We start from the raw sequence: 21,173 nt of genomic DNA on the forward strand, positions 1-21,173 counted from the left end.
GATGAAAAAATATCCTAACTATTTCAGTCTTTTATTTTTACTATTATTAATCACTTTTTCATGCGATGAAATACCTGAGAATGAGGTTAAGATTAGTAATGAAAAAGAAGATTTTCTAGAATTTTATGATTCTGAATTATTTAAAAGAGTTCAATTAGAAGGCGTATTTGAAGATTCGAAGACCTTCGTTGATTGTACTCCAAAGTCTGATTTTAAGAAAATTAGAATCAGTTACATGGCTGAAAAGAAAAGGAAGGATTTTGATCTTGAAAAATTTGTTTTGAAGCATTTTGAACTTCCTGAAAATCCACAATCAAATTTTAGTTCAGATGATTCAAAGGATATGTATGAACATATTGAGAGTTTATGGCCAGTTTTAACAAGGCCAGCTGACTCTGTAAATAAATCATCTTTAATACCATTACCAAATCCATATATAGTACCAGGAGGAAGGTTTAGAGAAATTTATTATTGGGATTCTTATTTTACTATGCTTGGTCTTAAAGCATCTGGGAAGGATGAACTAGCAATTAATATGTTAGATAATTTCGCATTTCTTATTGATAGCTTAGGTTTTATTCCAAATGGAAATAGAATTTATTATTCAGGAAGAAGTCAACCACCTTTTTTTGCTTTAATGGTTGATGAGCTTACAAGTGATAATCGTTCTCAATTTATTTCTTATTTACCCTATTTAACTAAAGAGTATAATTTCTGGATGAAAAATAGTGGGCAGTTAACGGCTGAAAATCCAGCATCCAAAAGAGTTGTTTTATTAGAAGATGATATCGTTTTAAATAGATATTTCGATGAATATGCAAAGCCTAGACCCGAATCATTTAAGGAAGATTATGAGCTTGTTAAAAATAATAATTTAGATTCGGTAAAAGCTTATCGTGATTTAAGAGCAGGAGCAGAATCAGGTTGGGATTATAGCAGCAGATGGTTTGCTTCTCCACAGCAAATGAGTACTATCCATACCACGGATATTATCCCAGTTGACTTAAATGTATTATTATATTTCCTTGAAATTAAAATTGCGCAAGCTTATAACTGGGATGAGCAATTAGATAGTGCTGATTATTACCTCAAGAAAGCTAATTCCAGAAAACAGGCGATTAATAGTTTATTATGGGATGAATCTAATAAAAGGTATGCAGATTATAATTATAAGGATAACGAGCATACTGATGTTTTGAGTATGGCTACAGCCTATCCGTTATTCGCTAAAATTGCTCCTAAGGATAAGGCTAGAATGGTATTAAAGCAAGTTAAAGATAGCTTATTGTTAGATGGAGGATTAGTAAGTACTACCAATGAAACAGGTCAGCAATGGGATTATCCTAATGCCTGGGCTCCATTGCAATGGATAGGGGTAAATTCTTTCTTCAATTACGGTCAGCATGAAGAAGGTTTGGGTATAATCAACAGATGGTTAAGCTTAAATGAAAAGGTTTATAGAGAGACTGGAAAGATGATGGAAAAATATAATGTAGCTGATACCAGCTTACAAGCAGGCGGTGGAGAATATCCTTTACAAGATGGTTTTGGATGGACAAATGGCGTGGCTGTAGCTATGAAGAAGATTTTGGAAGAAAAGGAAGCAGTTGTAGAATAAAGAAATAGTGAAAGATGAAAATTTGAAGGGATTGGCATGAAATGAATTTTAATTAAATCTATGGAAAGATGAAAGAAATCGGTTTAAGCCTTATTGATGGTGGTATTATAATAGTTTATCTAGTTGGTATCATCTGGTATGGTATTAAAAAAGGAAAACAAAAAACATCAGAAGATTACTTTTTAGCAGGTAGAAACATGATATGGCCCATAGTAGGGATATCATTATTTGCAGCGAATATAGGAAGTAATACATTAATTGGTTTAACATCCGAAGCTTACAATACAAATCTGGCTGTCTACAATTATGAATGGATGGCTGCGGTAGTACTAGTTTTCTTTGCCATTTTCTTCTTGCCTTTTTATTTGAGATCGAAGGTATATACTATGCCTGAATTTTTAGAAAGAAGATACGACAGTAGATCACGATATTATTTCTCTTCAATTACTATTATAGGCAACGTAATTATAGATACAGCCTCTGGTTTATATGCGGGTAATTTGATATTGAAAATCATTTTCCCTGAATTAGATTCTACTATTATTATTTTAATATTGGCGGCTGCGGCAGCTGCTTATACTATTCCAGGGGGATTATCCTCTGTGGTTCATACTGAGGTAATTCAAGCCTTACTTTTGTTCGCAAGTTCAATGGTATTAACCTATTTCTGTTTTTCTGAAGTGGGGGGTTGGTCAGGTATGATGGCAGGCTTAGAAAGCATTCAACCACAAGGCAAAAACCCAGATGAAATTTTGAGCTTAGTTCGTCCACTTGAGAGCGAATATATGCCTTGGACAGGATTGTTATTTGGTGTACCTCTACTTGGATTTTACTTTTGGGCGAATAATCAATTTATGGTTCAGCGTGTACTTAGTGCAAAGGACATTAATCATGGTAGGTGGGGAGCTATCTTTGCAGGTTTATTAAAGCTTCCCGTGTTATTCTTCATGGTAATACCAGGTATTATTGCAATCGTTATTTTCTCAGGAATGGATATTAGTCCCTTGAATTACTATATGAAGACCGATGCTGGTGAGGTTTTATGTACTAATCTTGCAGATTGTCCGAACATGACTTATCCATTATTAATCTACAGCTTACTACCTACTGGCTTATTAGGTATAGTGATAGCTGGTTTATTAGCAGCGATGTCCTCTAGTATTAGTGCTACACTTAATTCATCCTCCACACTTATCACAATGGATTTTGTAAGAAGTATAAAACCTGATATGAGCAGTAAGCAATTAGTGAGAACAGGTCAAATTGCCACTTTGGTTTTGGTATTATTAGCAGCACTTTGGGCACCTCAGATTGATAGGTTTGGTTCCTTATTCGATTATTTACAAATCATTTTAGGATTAATTGCACCCCCAATAGTAGCAGTATTCCTAATGGGCTTATTTTGGAAGCGTGCAAATGGTCATGGAGCTATTGCCGGATTAATAGGAGGATTCATGATTTCGGTCTTCATTATTTTATCGAGTGTGTTCGATTTAGTGCCTGCACTAAATGATATTCATTATCTTCATAAAGCACCTTTATTGATGCTAGCAGTAATGCTTATACAAATCATAGTGAGTTTAATGACTGCTCCTCCTGCAGCTGAAAAAACTGATGATATGGTTTGGTCAATTCAAATATTTAGAGCCGAAACAAAAGAGCTTGAAGGCTTGCCTTGGTATAAAAACTACAGAGTATTGTCATTGCTTTTACTTATTGTGACAGCTGCAATTGTCATTTGGTTCTGGTAATAACTAAAAAAAGAATTAATTATTTATGACTTGGTGGAAAGAAGCTATAGTTTATCAAATTTATCCGAGAAGTTTTAAAGACAGTAATGATGATGGTATAGGTGATTTACCTGGCATCATTAGCAAATTAGATTATATAAAATCTATTGGAGTTGATGTGGTTTGGCTGTGCCCCATATATCAATCACCTAATGATGATAATGGTTACGATGTAAGTGATTATAGAGAAATAATGACTGATTTTGGTGAAATGTCAGACTTTGACAAACTCCTTAACGGTATCCATGATAGGGGGATGAAATTGATTATGGATATTGTCCCTAATCATACATCTGACGAGCATAGATGGTTCAAAGCTTCTGCCGAAAGTGAAGATAATCCATATCGTGACTATTATATTTGGAGAAAATCAGAAGATGGTAATCTACCCAATAATTGGCCGTCTTTTTTTTCTGGAAATGCTTGGGAATATAGTAAAGAGACAGATGCTTATTACCTTCATTTATTCTCAAAAAAGCAACCTGATCTGAATTGGGAAAACCCCAAAGTAAGAGAGGAGATTTATGATATTATGCATTTTTGGTTTAAGAAAGGTATAGATGGCTTCCGAATGGATGTAGTAAGTCTCATTTCCAAAAAGCCTGGTTTACCAAGTTCAAAATCGAATGTATTTACAGAAATCATCTCAGATTATTATGCAAACGGTCCTAAAGTTCATGAGTATTTAAAAGAAATGAACCAAGAGGTTTTGCGACATTATGATTGCATGACTGTAGGCGAAGGACCAGGGATCACATTAGATAATGCGCTTAATTATGTTGGGAAAGATAGAGGAGAACTAAATATGATATTTCACTTTGGTCATATGTATATTGATAATGGACCAGGCGGTAAATATGATCCAATCCCATATGATTTAGTTGATATGAAAAAAGTCTTTAACCAATGGGATGAAAAACTTAAAGATAAAGGTTGGGGAAGTATATTTTTAGGAAATCACGACTTTCCTAGAATTGTATCTCGCTTTGGCAATGATGGAATGTATTGGAAGAAGTCAGCTAAACTTCTTTCAACGCTTTTATTAAGTATGAGAGGAACTCCTTATATTTTTCAAGGGGATGAAATTGGAATGACCAATGTGGCCTTTGAATCTATTGATGATTACCAGGATATTGAAACCTTAAATAGCTGGAAGGATGCAATGGAAAAAGGAAGTGATCCTGAAAAATTCATGGAATTGGTTCACCAACAAAGTAGAGATAATGCAAGAACCCCATTTCAATGGAATAGTGAATCGAATGCTGGATTCAGTAATGCTAAGCCATGGTTGAAAGTCAATGATAACTTTGAATTAATAAATGCTGAGAGTCAGGAGGAAGACCCTCATTCTGTATTGAATTTCTACAGGAATATGATTTCCGTTAGAAAGAAAAATCCAACATTAGTTCATGGTGATTATAAATGTTATTTAGTGGAGGATCCTGAGTTATTTATTTTCAATAGATGGGATGAACATCATAATTATTGGGTTTTGCTAAATTTATCTGATAAGCATAATACGCTTTCTTTTAATTTGCCAGAAGAAATGACCTTATTAATTAATAATTATGAGGAGGTAAATGCATATAATGAACTTAGACCTTGGGAGTCAAAAGTCTATAAGGTGAATTAAACTTCATTAAGTTTTAGTATAATATTTTTACCGTTTACAAAACCAATCTTTTGTTTTTGATGAATTAGCTCTAATTTCCGTCAATGGAAAACGAAAAAGACTTTGAGGACAATCATCCACCAGTTTTAGGAAAGTGGAGTAGATTCTATTGGCTATTGATCATTGTATTGACTAGTCTAATCATTTTGTTTTATTCTATAACCCAATATTTCAAATGAGTTTAATTGATTGGATTGTCCTTTTTGGTACGCTATTATTAATCGTTGCTTACGGAGTTTATAAAACTAGAGGCAGTAAGAATATTGAATCCTATCTCAGAGGGGATAATTCAATGAAATGGTGGACGATAGGTTTGTCCATTATGGCTACTCAAGCAAGTGCCATTACCTTTTTATCTACACCTGGTCAAGCCTTTGAAAGTGGAATGGGCTTTATTCAATTCTATTTCGGCCTCCCTTTAGCTATGATCATCTTGAGTATCTGGGTTTTGCCTATGTATTATAAGCTTAAAGTTTATACCGCATATGAGTACCTTGAGTCAAGATTTGATCTTAAAACCAGAATATTAGGAGCTTTCTTATTCTTGGTTCAGAGAGGCCTGGCAGCTGGAATTACCATATATGCTCCTTCTATTATATTATCTACCATTTTAGGTTGGCCATTAGTGTATACAACCGTTATTATTGGCTCCTTAGTTATTGTATATACAGTAAGTGGTGGAACCAAAGCTGTAAGTCAAACTCAAAAACACCAGATGATCATCATGATGGGAGGTATGATTACTGCTGGTATTTTTGTAATTCACTTACTTCCTGATGACATTGGAATTGTAGAAGCTACGCGCCTTGCAGGTCATATGGGTAAGTTAGAACTGATTGATACCGAATTAGATCTTAATAATAGGTATACTCTATGGACTGGCCTGTTAGGAGGACTATTTGTAGCGCTATCTTACTTTGGGACAGATCAATCTCAGGTAGCCAGGTATTTATCAGGTAAATCATTGACTGAAAGTAGGCTAGGTTTAATGTTTAATGGCTTATTAAAGATTCCTATGCAATTCATAATATTGTTTATAGGAGCACTTGTATTTGTTTTTTATCAGTTCAATCAATCACCTGTATTCTTCAATAATGCTGCGAAAGAAGAAGTCTATTTAAATCCCGAGCAAAAAGCGAAATATCAAGAAGTTGAACAGAAATATGCAGAGCTCTTTGAGGAGAAAAGAAAACAGGTAGAGTTACTTTCTGAAGCGAAGGGAGATGAAGTAGAGCCTATTAAAGCAGACTTAAGTATTATTCATAAAAAGGAGGAAGCTTTAAGAAATGAAGCTAAAGGTATTATTAAGGCCACTAATGAAGATTTAGAAACTACTGATACCGATTATGTCTTTATAACCTTCGTAATGGATCATTTACCCAAAGGAATTATTGGGTTATTGTTGGCAGTGATTTTCTCAGCAGCCATGTCCTCCACTTCATCTGAATTAAATGCTTTGGCATCCACAACTATAATTGATATTTATAAGCGAAATATAAATAAGAATGGCAGCGATAAACATTATTTAATTGCGTCTAAGCTGTTCACCCTATTTTGGGGACTAGTGGCTATATTCTTTGCTACATTTGCTGGACTACTAGATAATTTGATTCAAGCTGTAAATATCTTAGGGTCAATTTTTTATGGAACAATTTTGGGGATATTCTTAGCAGGCTTCTTTATTAAATATATAAAAGGGAACGCTGTTTTTGTAGGCTCATTAGTAGCACAATCTGTTGTTTTATATTTCTACTTTTTTACTGATATGGCCTATCTATGGTTTAATGTGATAGGCTGTGCAATTGTAATTTTAGTAGGCTTAATCTATCAGTATATTAAAAATAATAGGCAGTAAGGGAATACAGTTTATTGCTCAATAATAATTGAGAGAAGATATTTTATTTTTAGTTTATATTTGGAGGTTTAACTAGCTAGTTGTATTTTTCTAATCTTTATGGAATTGAAAATTAAATTATTTTTTCTTTCACTCTTTAGTTTCTTCGCTGTCAAATCTATGGCACAGGATCCTGAATTAGCAAAAATCTATTTAGAACAGGCAGATCAGGTTTATGCAGAGGCTAAAGACGCTATTGAAATTGCAAAAGATATTTACATTCAAGCAGCAGAGGCTGATACAATGAATGTAAGAGCTAATTATATGGCTGGGATCCTTTATCTGGAAACTGTTAACAGAGATTATTCAACGGAATATTTTGAAAGAGTAAAAAGACTTGATCCAAAGTATAGATTTAATATTGACTACCTTCTAGGAAGGGGGTATCAATATGGTTTAGAGTTTGAGAAAGCTTTGAAATATTTTAACGCCTACAAACAGAGATTAATGGCCAATAGAGGCTACAGAGGAGGAGATAGAACTTCTGTTTATGATGTAAATGATAGAATAGAGGAATGCAAAAATGCAAAGGAGATTATTGGAATGCCTTCTTCTTATACTATCGAACATGTAGGTGAAGATGTAAATTCATCTTGGCCTGATTATGCTCCTGTTTTAAATAAGGATGAAACGGTCATGATCTTCACTTCTCGAAGACAAGAAGAAAATACGAATGAAAACGTAGATAAAGATAATTTCTATTTTGAAGATATATACATCTCTAAAAGAAAAGGAGTAACCTGGAGCAAAGCTAAAAATATTGGTCAAAATATAAATACCCTATATCATGATTCTAATTTATTCCTCAGTGGCGATGGTAAAACATTATACATTTACTCGGATGAAGGCAATGGTGATATTTATTATTCTACTGAAAATGCAAATGAGGAATGGTCAAAACCTAAGCCATTAGAAGGGAGGATCAATTCTCAAGGGTTTGCAGAACAATCCATCTGGGTATCTGATGATGGGGAATTCATGATGTTTGCTTCAAATAGACCAGGGGGGTATGGAGGATTTGATATATATGGATGTTATAAAGAAGATGGACAATGGAAACGACCATTTAATATGGGGCCAGAAATTAATACGAAGCTAGACGAAGATGGGCCTTTTATGGCAAAAGACGGTGTTACCATTTATTTCAGTAGTAGAGGCCATAAAGGTTTTGGAGGATTTGATGTATTTACGTCTAAATATGATGATAAATCACAAAAATGGACTAGCCCAAAAAATTTGGGTTATCCAGTTAATACGGTAGATGATGAAGTTTATTTCCATCCAACATCAGATGGTGAAAGAGGTTATTTGGCTTCAGTAAGAGAAGAAGGCTTAGGATTTACAGATATCTATATGGTAAAGCATGTAGGAGATTTAGGAATCACTGCTCGAGAAAGAATAGCAGAATTAAAAAAGACTGAAAATAATTTCGTTACTGATGAAGAATTAAAAATAAAGCAATTGATTGATTCAGTATTAAATATATCTGCTTATCAGGTTTATTTTGATGTTAATTCTATAGATGTTTTACCATCTCACGAAGAGAGATTGAAGGATATGGCAAATTTTGTAAAAGTTCATCAAAACCTAGGAATTCAAATTTCTGCATTTGCTTCATCAGATGGTAATCCTAGGTATAACTATGAGCTATCCAATAAAAGAGCTCAATCAGTGTTGAAATTCTTCTTAGATCAAGGAATCGAACAAGATAGATTAGCAGCTAGGGGGTTTGGGGTGTTAACAGGAATGGTTGAGGATAAATCTCGAAAAGCAGAAGTGAAAATTCTAGATCTATCTCGATTTTATGAATAAAAAAAGGCTTGAGATTATTCAAGCCTTTAAATTATTGTGTTGGGTTCAGGTTTTATAATGAATCAATTAAGTCCTGATTTCTTTTTACATAGCCAAAATCACCCGAACTATTTTGTTTTGCTATTTCTATAGATTTTTCTGCAACGGCTTTAGCGGCTTTTTTATCGCCCATTTTAGCTAAAATTTGAGCTTTTAAATGAAGATTCCAGAATTGCTGGCTATTATTTCCTTCTGCTAAATAAGTATCAATCCATTGTAATGCTTGCTTTAAATCTCTGTCGGTTGTGTAATAATAATTTGCAGCAGTAATTAAATTTCTTGGATTTACTTTTGTGTTTTGTTCTATTTGAGCCATTACCTGAGCATCATAGGATACCTCAAAAGGAACTTTTACACTAACATTTTCCCATCTAAAATGGATATTTGCTGAAGTATTATCAGGACTAATATCTGAAATTTGATAAGTTAAAGTCTCAACTTTTTCATCCAACACATCAGCATTTACAATTACTGACATTACTTCTTTAGCCTCATCATATAGACCAACGTTACCTCCTAATGATAAATCACTATATAATTTAAATTCCCATTCTTTTTCGCCTGGGGTCATGAAGATAAGGTATTCTCCCGCAGCAACTTTTTTTCCTGCTATTACAGCTTCAGAAGATAATGATAAAATAGAACCAGAATTGGCACCTGCTCTCCATAAAACACCATAGGGTTGTAAATAACCATCACCTTCTCCAAATATTTTTCGACCTTTAAGGCTTGGTCTGAAATAGCTTATTGAAACATCAGTTAAACCTACTGTAGTTTCAACTTTAGCCTTTGGTGAAGGCTGAGGAATGTTAATTTGCGCCTTTAACTCAATGCTACTAATTAATAGCACTGATAGACACATAACAAAAATTGATTTTTTCATAATGTGTATGTTTTAGTTATTTTAATTGATAAAATAGAGATACTAAAATTTAAGATGAAAGTTACAAAAAAAAGATTAACTCGATCTTTTTATGAAAATACTGATGTAGTAGAAACAGCTCAGAGACTTTTAGGAAAAGTGATATGCACAAATATTAATGGAATTATAAGTGAAGCTATTATTACTGAAACAGAAGCCTATTCAGGTCAAAATGATAAAGCATGCCATGCACATATGGGTAAATTTACAAAACGAACAGCTACCATGTATGAACCAGGCGGAACTGCCTATGTGTATTTATGTTATGGCATTCATCATCTATTTAATATTGTAACCAATGTAAAAGGAATTGCAGATGCAGTATTGGTGAGGGGAGTGGAGCCAATCAGTGGTATTGATTATATGTTGGCGAGAAGAAAAACTTCTAAATTTAAACCTACCGTATTTTCAGGGCCTGGTAAACTTTCCAAATCATTGGGTATTAATAAGGGTCATAATGGTATTGATATGGTCTATAGCGATGAATTGTATATATATGATTCTAATATAGAAGTTCAAAATATAATTCATAGCACTCGCATAGGAATTGATTATGCTGAGGAGGATGCATTATTGCCATGGCGATTTTATATATCAGGAAATAAATTCGTTAGTAAGTTTTAGAAAACCTATTTTTTTTTAAATTGTAAATTAAACATAAGTAATATGGATAGATTTTTATGCCCAGTTGATTTTTCAGCTTATTCTTTAAATGCATTAGAATATGCTGCTAAGCTTCTTCAAATCCGAAAAGGAAGCATGATGCTTATTCATATTTTTACTGAAAAAGAGTTTACTCAAGCTATAGAAGGTGAGGAATCTGATTTTAATGATCTGAAGACTCATGCAAAAGAAAAATTAAGAAGCCTTTCTGAAGAAATTGAAAATGAATATGGTTTCGAATGTGATTTTGTTTTATCCATTGGGAATATGGAAAACACAATAAGTAATTATGCCAATAAACACGATTACGACTTAATTGTAATGGGTACACAAGGTCATGGCTACAACAGAAAAACTATTATCGGAAGCAGAACCCTCAGGACACTAAAGCATGCAGCAGTTCCAGTTTTAACTATCCCACTAGATGCAGATTTTAAAGGCTGGAGTTCGGTAGTCTATGCATCAGATTATTCTGATAAGGATAATATAACCATGCAAAAGCTGGTGAGCTTTATTTACCCATTTCGAAGTAGAATTAATTTTGTACATGTAAGTCATTCTAAAAACTTCCTTAGTGAAAGAAGCTATGAAGATTTTAAATCTGAGCTTTCGACCTTTCTAGGATATGAAAAAATTAGCTATTATTTAAAGGAATATAAGAAAGATATTAGTAGTGGCATAGAAGAATTTGTAAGTGATCAAAAGGGTGAATTATTGGTTCTTTTGAAAAGGAAAAGAAACTTTTTTGAGAAAATACTAAGCAGCAGCGTTTCTACTGAAATTTCATATTTAAGCACCCATCCATTATTAATTTATCAAGAACAGGATTAATAATTAAAAAGGTATTAGAGTAATTAAATCTCAAAATTAATTCCGTTGAAATTCTACTATTTTAATACAAGTAATAAAGTCAAACTATTTCTAATAATATTTATATCAGTTTGATAATCTAATTAGATAATTCTATAACTAACTGATATACAATTTAAAAGACCTCTATAATTATTTTATAGCTTTAAGTTGATTTTAGAAAAAAATATAGTAGATTAGCGATGAATAAGTTCTATACTATCGTTTTATTTTTAATAATATACTAAGATTAGGTGTAAGGTTTACATCCAATCACGATTGTAAGAATTATTCAATTGAACTATATTGTATTGTGATAATGCCACCTAAAATGCGCTTTAAAGTACTGTTAACCATATTGCTTTTCTCTCTCACTTTTTCTCTCTTAGGACAAAGTACTCCTCAAGTTATAGATTCACTGGAAAGTATATATGATGATATTTCACCAGTACTGTCAGCGGATGAAAATACAATTTACTTCACTAAAAAGAACCATCCTGAAAATGCAGGAGGTGAAAGAGATCAAGGTGATGTTTGGTTTAGTAGAAAAATTAATGGTCAATGGACTCAGGCTCAGCGTTTGCGAGGACCTGTAAATAATTCAAATTATAATGCAGTTATCGGAATTACGCCTGATGATAATATCATGTATGTAGTAGGAAATTATACCAATCCACGTAAAGGAGGTTTATCTTTCTCTAGACGAATAGGGGATAATTGGAGTGAGCCAAAACCCATTGATATTCCATATTATAAAAACAAATCAGATCATCTATCAGGGAGCTTAAGTAAAGATGGCAAAATTATGGTGCTAAGCTTAGAGAGTTTTAGTACTAGAGGAAATGAAGACATTTATTATACATTTAGAAAGTCTATTGATGAATGGACAGAATTAAGAAATTTAGGTGTAGATATAAATACAGAAGCTCAAGAATTAACACCTTATTTGGCTCCAGATAATAAAACACTTTTCTTTAGTTCAAATGGAAAAGGGGGAAAGGGGAGTAGAGATGTTTTTTACAGTAAAAGGCAGGATGCCACTTGGACTACCTGGTCTGAACCAGAAAATCTTGAAAATGTAAATACGGAAGGGGCGGATTGGTATTTTAAATTATTCAATAATTCTCAAGATGTAATGCTTGTCAATACAGTAAATAGTATTGGATTAGGGAACATTATGCAAATGAATACTCCTCCTGAAGTGGAGGTAGAACCAGAAGTTGAAAAGAGCATGACTGCCTCATCACAATCTGTTTTAGCAATAGCAACAAATTCAAACCAGTCTAATAAGAAAGCAGCCAGGGAAAAGATTCAAGTTAAATTCCAAGTGGTAGATGGATTCACGGGTGCTGAATTAAAACCACAGCTTTTAATTAAAGGGGTGAATGAAATGAGCAAGAGTTCTTACTCGGAAATAGTAATGAGCAAAACTTCAACTTATAAAACTAAGCTTTACAAAGATTCAATTTATACAGTAGATATTTCTGTAGAAGGTTATTTAGATGATTTTCAGACCATCAAAACCGATACAATATCCGATAATCAGACGGTTAAACTTGAATTATTAAGTTTAACAAAAGGGACTACCATTCAACTTAAGAGTGTTTTGTTTAAGAGAGGAACTTCTACTATCATGGATGGTTCCTTTGAAGAATTGGATAGGGTGTATAGCATGTTAAAGAAAAACCCAAATGTAGAGATAGAATTATCAGGGCATACCGATAATACAGGTAGTGCAAAATTGAATATTGAATTATCACAAGAAAGATCTGATAGAATAAAACAATATCTTGTTGATAAAGGCATAGATTCAAAAAGGTTAGAAAGCAAAGGATATGGAGGTGCTAGACCAATTGCTAGTAACAAATCTGAAGCAACAAGAAAATTAAATAGAAGAGTTGAGTTTACTATAATCAAAATCTAATGCAAAGGAAATGGCAAACAGTGAGATCAGTTTAAGGGAACGAAAATCAGCAAAATTAAAGTTACTTATACTATCGACCGCCAAAACAGAACTACAAAAAAGCAATTTTCAAGATTTACACGTTACTAACCTATGTGAAAAGGTAGGTATATCAAAAGTTACATTTTTTAGATATTTTCCACAAAAAGAAGATCTTTTACTTTATTTTTTGAGGGTATGGTCTTTTGAAATTAGTATGGAATTACTTTCAAATGAAACGAAAGGGATTAAAGCTGTAAAATATATCTTTGACCGGTACGGTGATCTATGTGAAAATTATAGTTCTGTAATTCTACATTTAATTAAGTATCATGCTGTTTCTCCTACAGTTTTAAAACCAATTAGCATCAAAAAGGCTGAAAAACATTTGCTTTTTCCCAATCATGAGGGTGTTCAGCATATGGAAGTGCTAGCTTTTGATAAGCTATTAGAAAAGTATATTTTAGAGGCTATCTTTCAAACTGAAATTACCAAGAGCTCAAACGTCAGCGATATGGTTAGCATGCTCCTGACCACCACTTACGGTTCTATTTTAGTGGCAAAAATGAAACAAATACCCGTAAAGGGAATGCTTAAAAAGAATATTAACTCCGTTCTTGAAACCTTCTGATTATTCCTTTAATTTTCTTAGCCCTTCCGTATTTTTAATTATTTTTACAACAAATAATTTCATATGAAAATTACAGAATTTTTAAAACACAACTATCGCCATTTTAATGCCGCTGCTCTAATAGATGCAGCCGAGGCTTATAAAACACATATTGATTCAGGGAAGAAAATGATGGTAACTTTAGCCGGTGCTATGTCAACTGCTGAGTTAGGTATTTCCTTTGCTGAAATGATCAGACAAGATAAAGTACAAATCATCAGTTGCACTGGAGCCAATCTAGAGGAAGACTTAATGAATTTAGTAGCTCATAGTCATTATGAGAGGGTTCCAAACTATAGAGACTTAACTCCACAACAAGAGTGGGATTTGCTTGAGAAGGGTCTTAATAGAGTGACAGATACCTGCATTCCTGAAGAAGAAGCATTCAGAAGATTACAACAACATATTTTTGATATTTGGAAAGATGCAGAAGAAAAAGGGGAAAGATATTTCCCTCATGAGTTTATGTATAAGCTTATCAGATCTGGAGTATTAGAACAATATTATGAAATAGATCCTAAAAATAGTTGGATGCTCGCAGCAGCTGAAAAGAACTTACCAATTATAGTTCCGGGCTGGGAAGACAGTACCTTAGGAAATATTTTTGCTAGTTATTGTGTGAAGGGTGAATTAAAGCCTTCTACCATGAAATCTGGAATCGAATACATGACTTTCTTGTCAAAATGGTATCAGGATAATGCAGGTACAGAAGGTGTTGGCTTCTTCCAAATAGGAGGGGGAATTGCAGGAGATTTCCCAATTTGTGTAGTGCCAATGCTATACCAGGATTTGGAGTATAAAGATGTTCCATTTTGGAGCTATTTCTGTCAGATATCTGATTCTACTACCAGTTATGGATCTTATTCAGGTGCTGTTCCTAACGAAAAAATCACTTGGGGTAAATTAGATATTGATACACCTAAATTTATCGTAGAATCTGACGCTACTATTGTAGCTCCATTAATTTTTGCAATTGTTTTAGGACAATAAATGAGAAAGCCTGCATTTGCAGGCTTTTTTTAATACTTCAATATAAATTCTTGGAGATTATCTGATCTTTCCAATTCTAGCTTTTTTCTAAGTCTATAGCGAGCTATTTCAACTCCACGAACAGAGATGTTCAGTAAGTTTGCAATTTCCTTAGTACTTAAATTCATCCTTAGGTAAGCACTAAGTTTCATTTCTTGTGGGCTTAAATCAGGATAATCTTCCTTCCATCTTTTAATAAAATCTCCATGAACTTGATCAAAGTGGATTGAAAAGTGTTCCCAATCCTGATCTGCAGCAATATTTTTATCTATATTTTGTATTACTTTATTGATTTCGTGTTTTACTTCTTGGTTCTTACTTCTTTTTGTGATGTTATTTAAATTGGCCTTAACGCTATTAATAAAGCTATTTTTATTTATTAGGTGCATAGTAGAAGTAGCCAATTCTTTATTTTTTAATTTAATCTCGGATTTGAGTTTTTCATTTTTAAGTTTCTCAAACTTTTCTTCTGATGTTTTTAATTCACTATCAATTCTGGTGATTTCTTTTTCTTTTTCTTCAGTTAGTATTTCAGTTTTCTTTTTATAGCGTAATTCAATAACATAGTAGGTTACTACTGCTAATATTAAAGCTATAAAAAAATAGAATCCATAGGCTATATTTGTTCTATACCAAGGAGGTAAAATGGTGAAATGAAAAGAAGCAAGCTTGCTGACTTGACCATAAATATTTTTAGCTCTTACGTGAAAAATATAATCTCCTTCTGGTAGGTTTGTATACTCTTTATCCGTTCTTTCAGTCCAATTACTATATTCTTCCTCGCTATTTTCTAACCAATATTGATATTGGTTTTTAAATTTACCACTCATGTAGGGAGCACTATAAGCTAATCTAATTGAGTTATCTTTAAAAGGGATTTCAGTATCCTGATTTTGATAGTTAAATGATACTTTACCATTTTCAATATATCTTCCATAGGATATAATAGAATCATTGGAATTTGAAATTTCAATTTTAGTAAATATGGTATTGAAATCTACATCTTTTATTTTTTGAGCAGTATTATCAAATTGTATAAAACCTTCTTTTGCTGCATACAATACTTTATTAGCCTCTAAAGTTATAATATTTTGCAAGTCATCATTTAATAAATTTTCGAGCTCATTAAATACTGCAGTGTGTTTTATGTAATTACCATTCGTAGTTTTTTCTAACACTCCTGTTTCAGTTGTACTAACAAAGTATATATTTCCTATTGCATCTTCCGTAAAACTTATGAACTGAACATCGTCAGAAAAATAATTAGATAAGAACGAAGACTTTATAAAACGATCTTTATTTTTATCATATTTATAAAGACCGGCTACGGTAGAAAAGATTAGATTGTCATTTAAATCCCATACGTTATTTAGGATTTTTGCAGGTAACCCCTTTTCTTCTCCATAATAATTTGCTTCTACTGATTGAAGATCATTCGTAAGTTTTATTTTAAATACACCTTTATAGCCATGTGTCATCCATATATTTCCATCTTGATCTTCTTCCATAACTCGAGATGATTCTTCAAATCCATCCAGCTTACGAATAAATTTTAATCCATCATTCGATTTCTTAAATAGAGATAGTCCTTTGTAATTACCCTGTAAAACATAATCAGGGTATTTTTCTAAATCTAATAATGTCCAGGTACCCTGAATGTTTGCTATTTTATTAGCCTTACCATTTCTTATTCTGAAAGTACCAGCATGGTGTCCCATCAAAATTTCATTATTGATCTGTTGAACTTTATAAACTTGACCGCTTGTATTTTCAATCTTTTTGAAAGATGTGTTTTGTGCTTTTATATTTTTATAATATAGGCCATTATTTGTTCCTAGATAAAGAGTGTCATTAAATAATAAGGCATCATATCCTGTACCTGGCAGGCCTGTTTGTTCGTTTAAATGCTTAAATGGTGAGTTTAATGCTATTGACGAGATTCCATTATTGTGACCTAACCACAAATTTCCTTGTATGTCTTCATAAATTGATAAAACGGTTCTATTCTCTATTCCCTTCCCTTTACTTAATTGTAATTCTATTTCACCGTTTTTATTTAATATGAAAAGTCCTTCGTTTTGTGTACCGATAGCTATTTTACCAGATTTAAGTCGTTTCATTTGATTTATATTGGCATTTTTAAACTTATCCTGGTTTTTAGGTTGCCATACTGTAATCTGATTACCACTCTTTAAAAACATGCCATTTTTAAGTGTACTGATTAATAATTGATTATTATTGATAGCAATAATTCCACTTATGGTCATATTTTTAAAATAATGACCATAGGCAGTAGATTTAATATTGCCATTTGACATTACAGATAAGCCTTTACCATTTTGATTGAAATACAGTTCATGATTAACAAAGAAAAAGTTATCAGGATCTGAATCAGGATCAATTATCTGCTTGAGTTGACCATTAAGGTTAAATATAAAGATATCATCAAAGGTGCAGAATAATAGCTGATCATTTTGTTTGAAAATTCTCCATGTTTCATCGAAGTCTCTTTTTTCACCTGGAATACTATCTGCAAGACTTACAAACCTTAATTTTCCTTTGCCATTTGGAATGTAATATCCAAAATCACCTTGAGATGCTATATATATTTTACCGTCTGTATCGACATATACATCTCTACATTTTGTACCGCTTTCTAACTCATATTTATTCCAATTGGTGCCATCAAACTCTAATAGCCCAAAATTATTAGCTACATATAGTAAACCATCCGTACTCTGTGTGATTTTCCAGTTCTGTATACCTCCGTGATAGTCCTGACTTGAGTAGTATTTATAAAAAGGATAGCCAATTGATTGAGCATAGATAGAGACTACACCTATTAAGGTGAAAATAGACGTTAAGAAAAACCTTTTATTGGGGTGAATCATATGGTAATTATTTGACTACAATTTAACAATAAATGATAATTCTGTAGTAGTTATTGCAAATATAGTGTAGAAATAAACCAGCTTAAAATTAAAAATAATATGTGCTTTAAAATGATTAGAATGGCCATTATAAAAATATTTGTATAGGTTTTGAGAAGTAACAATTAGTATGTTGATGTATTTATGATGTATTATTTTAATTGCCTTCATTAGCATTTTCTTGGTCATTTGGTAATGTCTTGATGTGAAGGCATAATTAAAACTAATTGAAACTAAATAATACTATTATGAAACAATATCTACTGATGCTGGTGCTCTTATTTACTAGCTACTTTTCCTATTCTCAGGATAGAACAGTTACTGGTACAGTAACAGATGAATCGAGCACACCTATGCCTGGAGTCAATATTTTGATCAAAGGAACTTCAAATGGTACTACAACAGATTATGAAGGAAACTTCAAAATTAGTGTAGAGCCCGATGATGTTTTAAGGTTTAGTTTTATTGGATATAAAGCGGAAGATGTTCCTGTAAATGGCAGATCGATTATTGATTTACAGTTAAAACCAAATTTTGAATCCTTAAGTGAGGTTGTCGTAGTTGGATATGGTAGTACTTCCAAAAAGGAATTAACTGGTGCTACAGCTCAAGTTGATGGAGATGCAATTGAAGAAAGAAATGTACCTAGAGTTGACCAGGCATTACAAGGTCAATTAGCAGGTGTAAATGTTTCTACAAATTCAGGAGCACCAGGAGGTTCATCTAATATAAATATTAGAGGGATTTCAACTAATGGAAACAGTTCGCCATTAATTGTAGTAGATGGAATAATATATGAAGCGGATGGCTTAAATGCTTTAAACCCTAATGATATAGAATCAATTAACGTGCTTAAAGATGGTACCGCTGGTATTTATGGAGTTAGAGCTGCAAATGGAGTTATCATTATTGAAACTAAAAAAGGTAAAAAGAACTCTAAACCTACTTTAAGTTTAAGTGGATATTATGGTGTTCAACGTACTGCAAAGAAATTAGACTTGCTTAATGCGACTGAATATGCTACCCTTAAAAATGAAGCCTTTGTGGCAGGTAACCAAGCCCCACCTTTTAACAACACAAATTTAGGTGAAGGGACTGATTGGCAAGATTTAATTTTTAGGGATGCTCCAATTCAAAATTACAATTTAAGTGTAAGTGGTGGAACTGAAAAAACTACTTATAATATAGGAGGTTCATATTTCGGTCAGGAAGGTATTGTTGGTGGTGAGAAAGCATTTTTTGAAAGATATAATGGAAGAATAAATTTCACAACAGAAATTCTTCCCAAACTAAAATTAACAAATGTATTATTATACACCAATGAGTTTAGCAGAAGTATACCACAAGGGGGTATAGGATCAGTTTTATATAATGCTACGAATGCATATCCAACTGAACCATTACGCACAGATGGTCGATATTCTTATTTAATTAACGTAGCTGATATTATAAATCCGGTAGCACAATTAGAGAATACTTTTAATGAATCTAGAGTTAATAAAATTGTCGGAAAACAGGAGTTATCATATGATATTTTAGATAACCTATCGGTAAATGGAAGAGCTGCTTACACCTACTCATTGGTTGATTATAAACAATTTAACCCGCTTGTATGGTATGGGAATGGTAAAAATCAAAATACTGCCATTAATGCAAACCTAGATCCACAAACTACTCTAATTGGAGATGAAGTAGGTGGTTTGTTACTTGAAAGAGGTGCAAATGTTACGGAATCAAGAACAACTTACTTAGATTATTTATTTGAGGGCTTTGTAAATTATGAAGAGGAAATAGCTGATTTACATAATGTTAAATCAACATTGGGTGTTTCATATAATGAAACTTCTTTCCAGTCACTTTCTGGAACTGCATTTAATATTCCTAATAACTCAATTGATCTTGCTGATATATCAACTAATCAAGCAGTAAGTGGTTATTTGAATCAAGTGTCATCAAACCAAAATGTTGATAGGTTGAGTTCTATTTTTCTTAGAGGTGAATACGATTATAGTAAAAGGTATTTATTCTCAGGTGTAGTTAGAAGAGATGGTTCAACTAGATTTGGTGCTAATAATAGATTTGGTCTGTTTGGTTCACTATCTGGAGCTTGGGTTATATCTGATGAGAGTTTTTATAATATAGATGCTATTGAGTTCGCCAAATTGAGAGTAAGTCACGGGTGGTCTGGAAATGATAGAATTGCATCTTACGTTTACAGAGCTAATCTTGGTGGCGAAGCGCAATATGTATTTGATAATACTATTGTCAATGGTGTGGCTATTGGAATTGCACCAAACCCTAGTCTTCAGTGGGAATCAACTCAGCAGACAAATGTTGGAATTGATCTGTCACTATTTCAAAGTTTAGATGTGGGAGCAAATTACTTCCTGAAATCCACAGAAAATCTGTTGATTCAAGCTCAAGCGTCTGCTATTTTAGGTACTTATGGTGCTGGAAGTGCACCACCATTCGTGAATGCAGGCACCGTTCAGAATCAAGGGGTAGAAGTTGATTTAAATTACGAACTAGAGCCATTTGATGATTTTAACCTAAGACTAAACTATAACATCACTTATCTTCAAAATGAAGTTACAAATTTGCCTTCCGGAACAGATTTTATACCGGGTGTAGGATTTAGTGTAGGAGGCAATACTGCCACCAGATTTGAAGAAGGATTTCCTATTGGATATTTTATAGGTTTTGAAACTGATGGAGTATGGCAGACTGCTGAAGAAATTGCTTCTAGTTCTGTTCAACAACCTGGCGCACAGCCTGGTGACTTAAAATTTGTTGATCAGAATGGTGATGGAGTAATCAGCTTTGGAGATGATTCCGACAGAACCATGATTGGTTCACCCAACCCTGATTTCATCATGGGACTAAACATTAATGCTAATTATAAAGGCTTTGATCTTACAGCCAGTATCACCTCTGTTATTGGCAATGAAATTATTAGAAATTATGAAAGACAGCAACCTTACGCTAATCAGTTAGCCTATAATATCAACAGATGGACGGGAGCTGGATCAACTAATGAGTATCCAAGATTAACAACAGGATCAACTAGAAACACTGAATTTTCAGATTTCTATGTTGAGGATGGTTCATTTGCTAGAGTTAGAAACATTCAAATTGGATATAATTTACCGAAGAGTATTTGTGAAAGTCTTAATATGACAAGTGCTAGAATTTACATTGGATCAATCAATCCATTTACACTTACTAAATATATGGGATATGATCCAGATATCAGCTCTACTAATCCATTAGCAAGAGGAGTTGATTTCGGTCAGTATCCGCAGGCTAAATCATTAATGGGTGGTTTTAATATTAAATTTTAAAA

General features: G+C 32.9%; 13 protein-coding genes. 11 read left to right on the top strand and 2 right to left on the bottom strand.

Annotated elements, in window-relative coordinates:
* The first annotated feature begins 1 nt into the window (after position 1).
* From treF to QYS48_RS14055, 5 genes are all read left to right on the top strand, one after another.
* Positions 2 to 1,618 (top strand): alpha,alpha-trehalase TreF, encoded by a 1,617-nt coding sequence (gene treF, locus QYS48_RS14035; RefSeq protein ID WP_308356459.1) that lies wholly within the window; start codon positions 2 to 4, stop codon positions 1,616 to 1,618.
* Between the two features lie 68 nt (positions 1,619 to 1,686).
* The gene (locus QYS48_RS14040) at positions 1,687 to 3,369 is read left to right on the top strand and encodes a sodium:solute symporter (RefSeq protein ID WP_308356460.1); all 1,683 of its coding nucleotides are present in this window, start codon (positions 1,687 to 1,689) and stop codon (positions 3,367 to 3,369) included.
* 25 nt (positions 3,370 to 3,394) lie between these two features.
* Positions 3,395 to 5,041, top strand: coding sequence for an alpha-glucosidase (locus QYS48_RS14045; protein WP_308356461.1), 1,647 nt, complete (start codon positions 3,395 to 3,397; stop codon positions 5,039 to 5,041).
* Between the two features lie 214 nt (positions 5,042 to 5,255).
* Entirely contained in the window at positions 5,256 to 6,935 is a 1,680-nt protein-coding gene (locus QYS48_RS14050; RefSeq protein ID WP_308356462.1) for a sodium:solute symporter, read from the top strand.
* A 159-nt stretch (positions 6,936 to 7,094) separates the two neighbouring features.
* Positions 7,095 to 8,786, top strand: a complete 1,692-nt coding sequence (locus tag QYS48_RS14055) for an OmpA family protein (RefSeq protein WP_308356463.1) — start codon at positions 7,095 to 7,097, stop codon at positions 8,784 to 8,786.
* Between the two features lie 52 nt (positions 8,787 to 8,838).
* Here the strand turns inward: QYS48_RS14055 and QYS48_RS14060 are convergent, their stop codons facing one another.
* Positions 8,839 to 9,708 (bottom strand): DUF2911 domain-containing protein, encoded by an 870-nt coding sequence (locus QYS48_RS14060; protein ID WP_308356464.1) that lies wholly within the window; start codon positions 9,706 to 9,708, stop codon positions 8,839 to 8,841.
* Positions 9,709 to 9,762: 54 nt separating this feature from the next.
* On the opposite strand from QYS48_RS14060, the gene QYS48_RS14065 reads away from it, so the two are divergent.
* The 5 genes from QYS48_RS14065 to QYS48_RS14085 all read left to right on the top strand — a co-directional run bounded on the left by QYS48_RS14065 (position 9,763) and on the right by QYS48_RS14085 (position 14,861).
* On the top strand, positions 9,763 to 10,371 hold the full coding sequence (locus QYS48_RS14065) for a DNA-3-methyladenine glycosylase (protein ID WP_308356465.1): 609 nt from the start codon (positions 9,763 to 9,765) through the stop codon (positions 10,369 to 10,371).
* A gap of 42 nt (positions 10,372 to 10,413) precedes the next feature.
* On the top strand, positions 10,414 to 11,241 hold the full coding sequence (locus tag QYS48_RS14070; RefSeq protein WP_308356466.1) for a universal stress protein: 828 nt from the start codon (positions 10,414 to 10,416) through the stop codon (positions 11,239 to 11,241).
* 349 nt (positions 11,242 to 11,590) lie between these two features.
* Positions 11,591 to 13,183, top strand: coding sequence for an OmpA family protein (locus QYS48_RS14075; protein ID WP_308356467.1), 1,593 nt, complete (start codon positions 11,591 to 11,593; stop codon positions 13,181 to 13,183).
* Positions 13,184 to 13,193: 10 nt separating this feature from the next.
* Complete coding sequence (locus QYS48_RS14080; RefSeq protein WP_308356468.1) at positions 13,194 to 13,832, top strand: TetR/AcrR family transcriptional regulator; 639 nt, start codon at positions 13,194 to 13,196, stop codon at positions 13,830 to 13,832.
* A 63-nt stretch (positions 13,833 to 13,895) separates the two neighbouring features.
* Entirely contained in the window at positions 13,896 to 14,861 is a 966-nt protein-coding gene (locus tag QYS48_RS14085; RefSeq protein ID WP_308356469.1) for a deoxyhypusine synthase family protein, read from the top strand.
* 29 nt (positions 14,862 to 14,890) lie between these two features.
* On the opposite strand, the gene QYS48_RS14090 is transcribed toward QYS48_RS14085, so the two are convergent.
* A complete protein-coding gene (locus QYS48_RS14090; RefSeq protein WP_308356470.1) occupies positions 14,891 to 17,791 on the bottom strand; it encodes a triple tyrosine motif-containing protein in 2,901 nt (966 codons plus the stop codon).
* Between the two features lie 287 nt (positions 17,792 to 18,078).
* Between QYS48_RS14090 and QYS48_RS14095 the strand changes: the two genes are divergently transcribed.
* Positions 18,079 to 21,171, top strand: coding sequence for a TonB-dependent receptor (locus QYS48_RS14095; RefSeq protein WP_308356471.1), 3,093 nt, complete (start codon positions 18,079 to 18,081; stop codon positions 21,169 to 21,171).
* Positions 21,172 to 21,173: the final 2 nt, after the last annotated feature.

It is taken from the genome of Marivirga arenosa (genome assembly GCF_030503895.2).
GTDB classification, from domain to species: Bacteria; Bacteroidota; Bacteroidia; order Cytophagales; family Cyclobacteriaceae; genus Marivirga; species Marivirga arenosa.

What these genes read in the sequence shown, in the direction of transcription:
- QYS48_RS14095 (WP_308356471.1), top strand. Translation starts at nt 18,079, where the DNA reads ATGAAACAATATCTACTGATGCTGGTGCTCTTATTTACTAGCTACTTT.
- QYS48_RS14075 (WP_308356467.1), top strand. Translation starts at nt 11,591, where the DNA reads ATGCGCTTTAAAGTACTGTTAACCATATTGCTTTTCTCTCTCACTTTT.
- QYS48_RS14045 (WP_308356461.1), top strand. Translation starts at nt 3,395, where the DNA reads ATGACTTGGTGGAAAGAAGCTATAGTTTATCAAATTTATCCGAGAAGT.
- QYS48_RS14090 (WP_308356470.1), bottom strand. Translation starts at nt 17,791, where the DNA reads ATGATTCACCCCAATAAAAGGTTTTTCTTAACGTCTATTTTCACCTTA.
- QYS48_RS14080 (WP_308356468.1), top strand. Translation starts at nt 13,194, where the DNA reads ATGGCAAACAGTGAGATCAGTTTAAGGGAACGAAAATCAGCAAAATTA.
- QYS48_RS14060 (WP_308356464.1), bottom strand. Translation starts at nt 9,708, where the DNA reads ATGAAAAAATCAATTTTTGTTATGTGTCTATCAGTGCTATTAATTAGT.
- QYS48_RS14050 (WP_308356462.1), top strand. Translation starts at nt 5,256, where the DNA reads ATGAGTTTAATTGATTGGATTGTCCTTTTTGGTACGCTATTATTAATC.
- QYS48_RS14070 (WP_308356466.1), top strand. Translation starts at nt 10,414, where the DNA reads ATGGATAGATTTTTATGCCCAGTTGATTTTTCAGCTTATTCTTTAAAT.
- QYS48_RS14065 (WP_308356465.1), top strand. Translation starts at nt 9,763, where the DNA reads ATGAAAGTTACAAAAAAAAGATTAACTCGATCTTTTTATGAAAATACT.
- QYS48_RS14085 (WP_308356469.1), top strand. Translation starts at nt 13,896, where the DNA reads ATGAAAATTACAGAATTTTTAAAACACAACTATCGCCATTTTAATGCC.
- QYS48_RS14040 (WP_308356460.1), top strand. Translation starts at nt 1,687, where the DNA reads ATGAAAGAAATCGGTTTAAGCCTTATTGATGGTGGTATTATAATAGTT.
- treF (WP_308356459.1), top strand. Translation starts at nt 2, where the DNA reads ATGAAAAAATATCCTAACTATTTCAGTCTTTTATTTTTACTATTATTA.
- QYS48_RS14055 (WP_308356463.1), top strand. Translation starts at nt 7,095, where the DNA reads ATGGCACAGGATCCTGAATTAGCAAAAATCTATTTAGAACAGGCAGAT.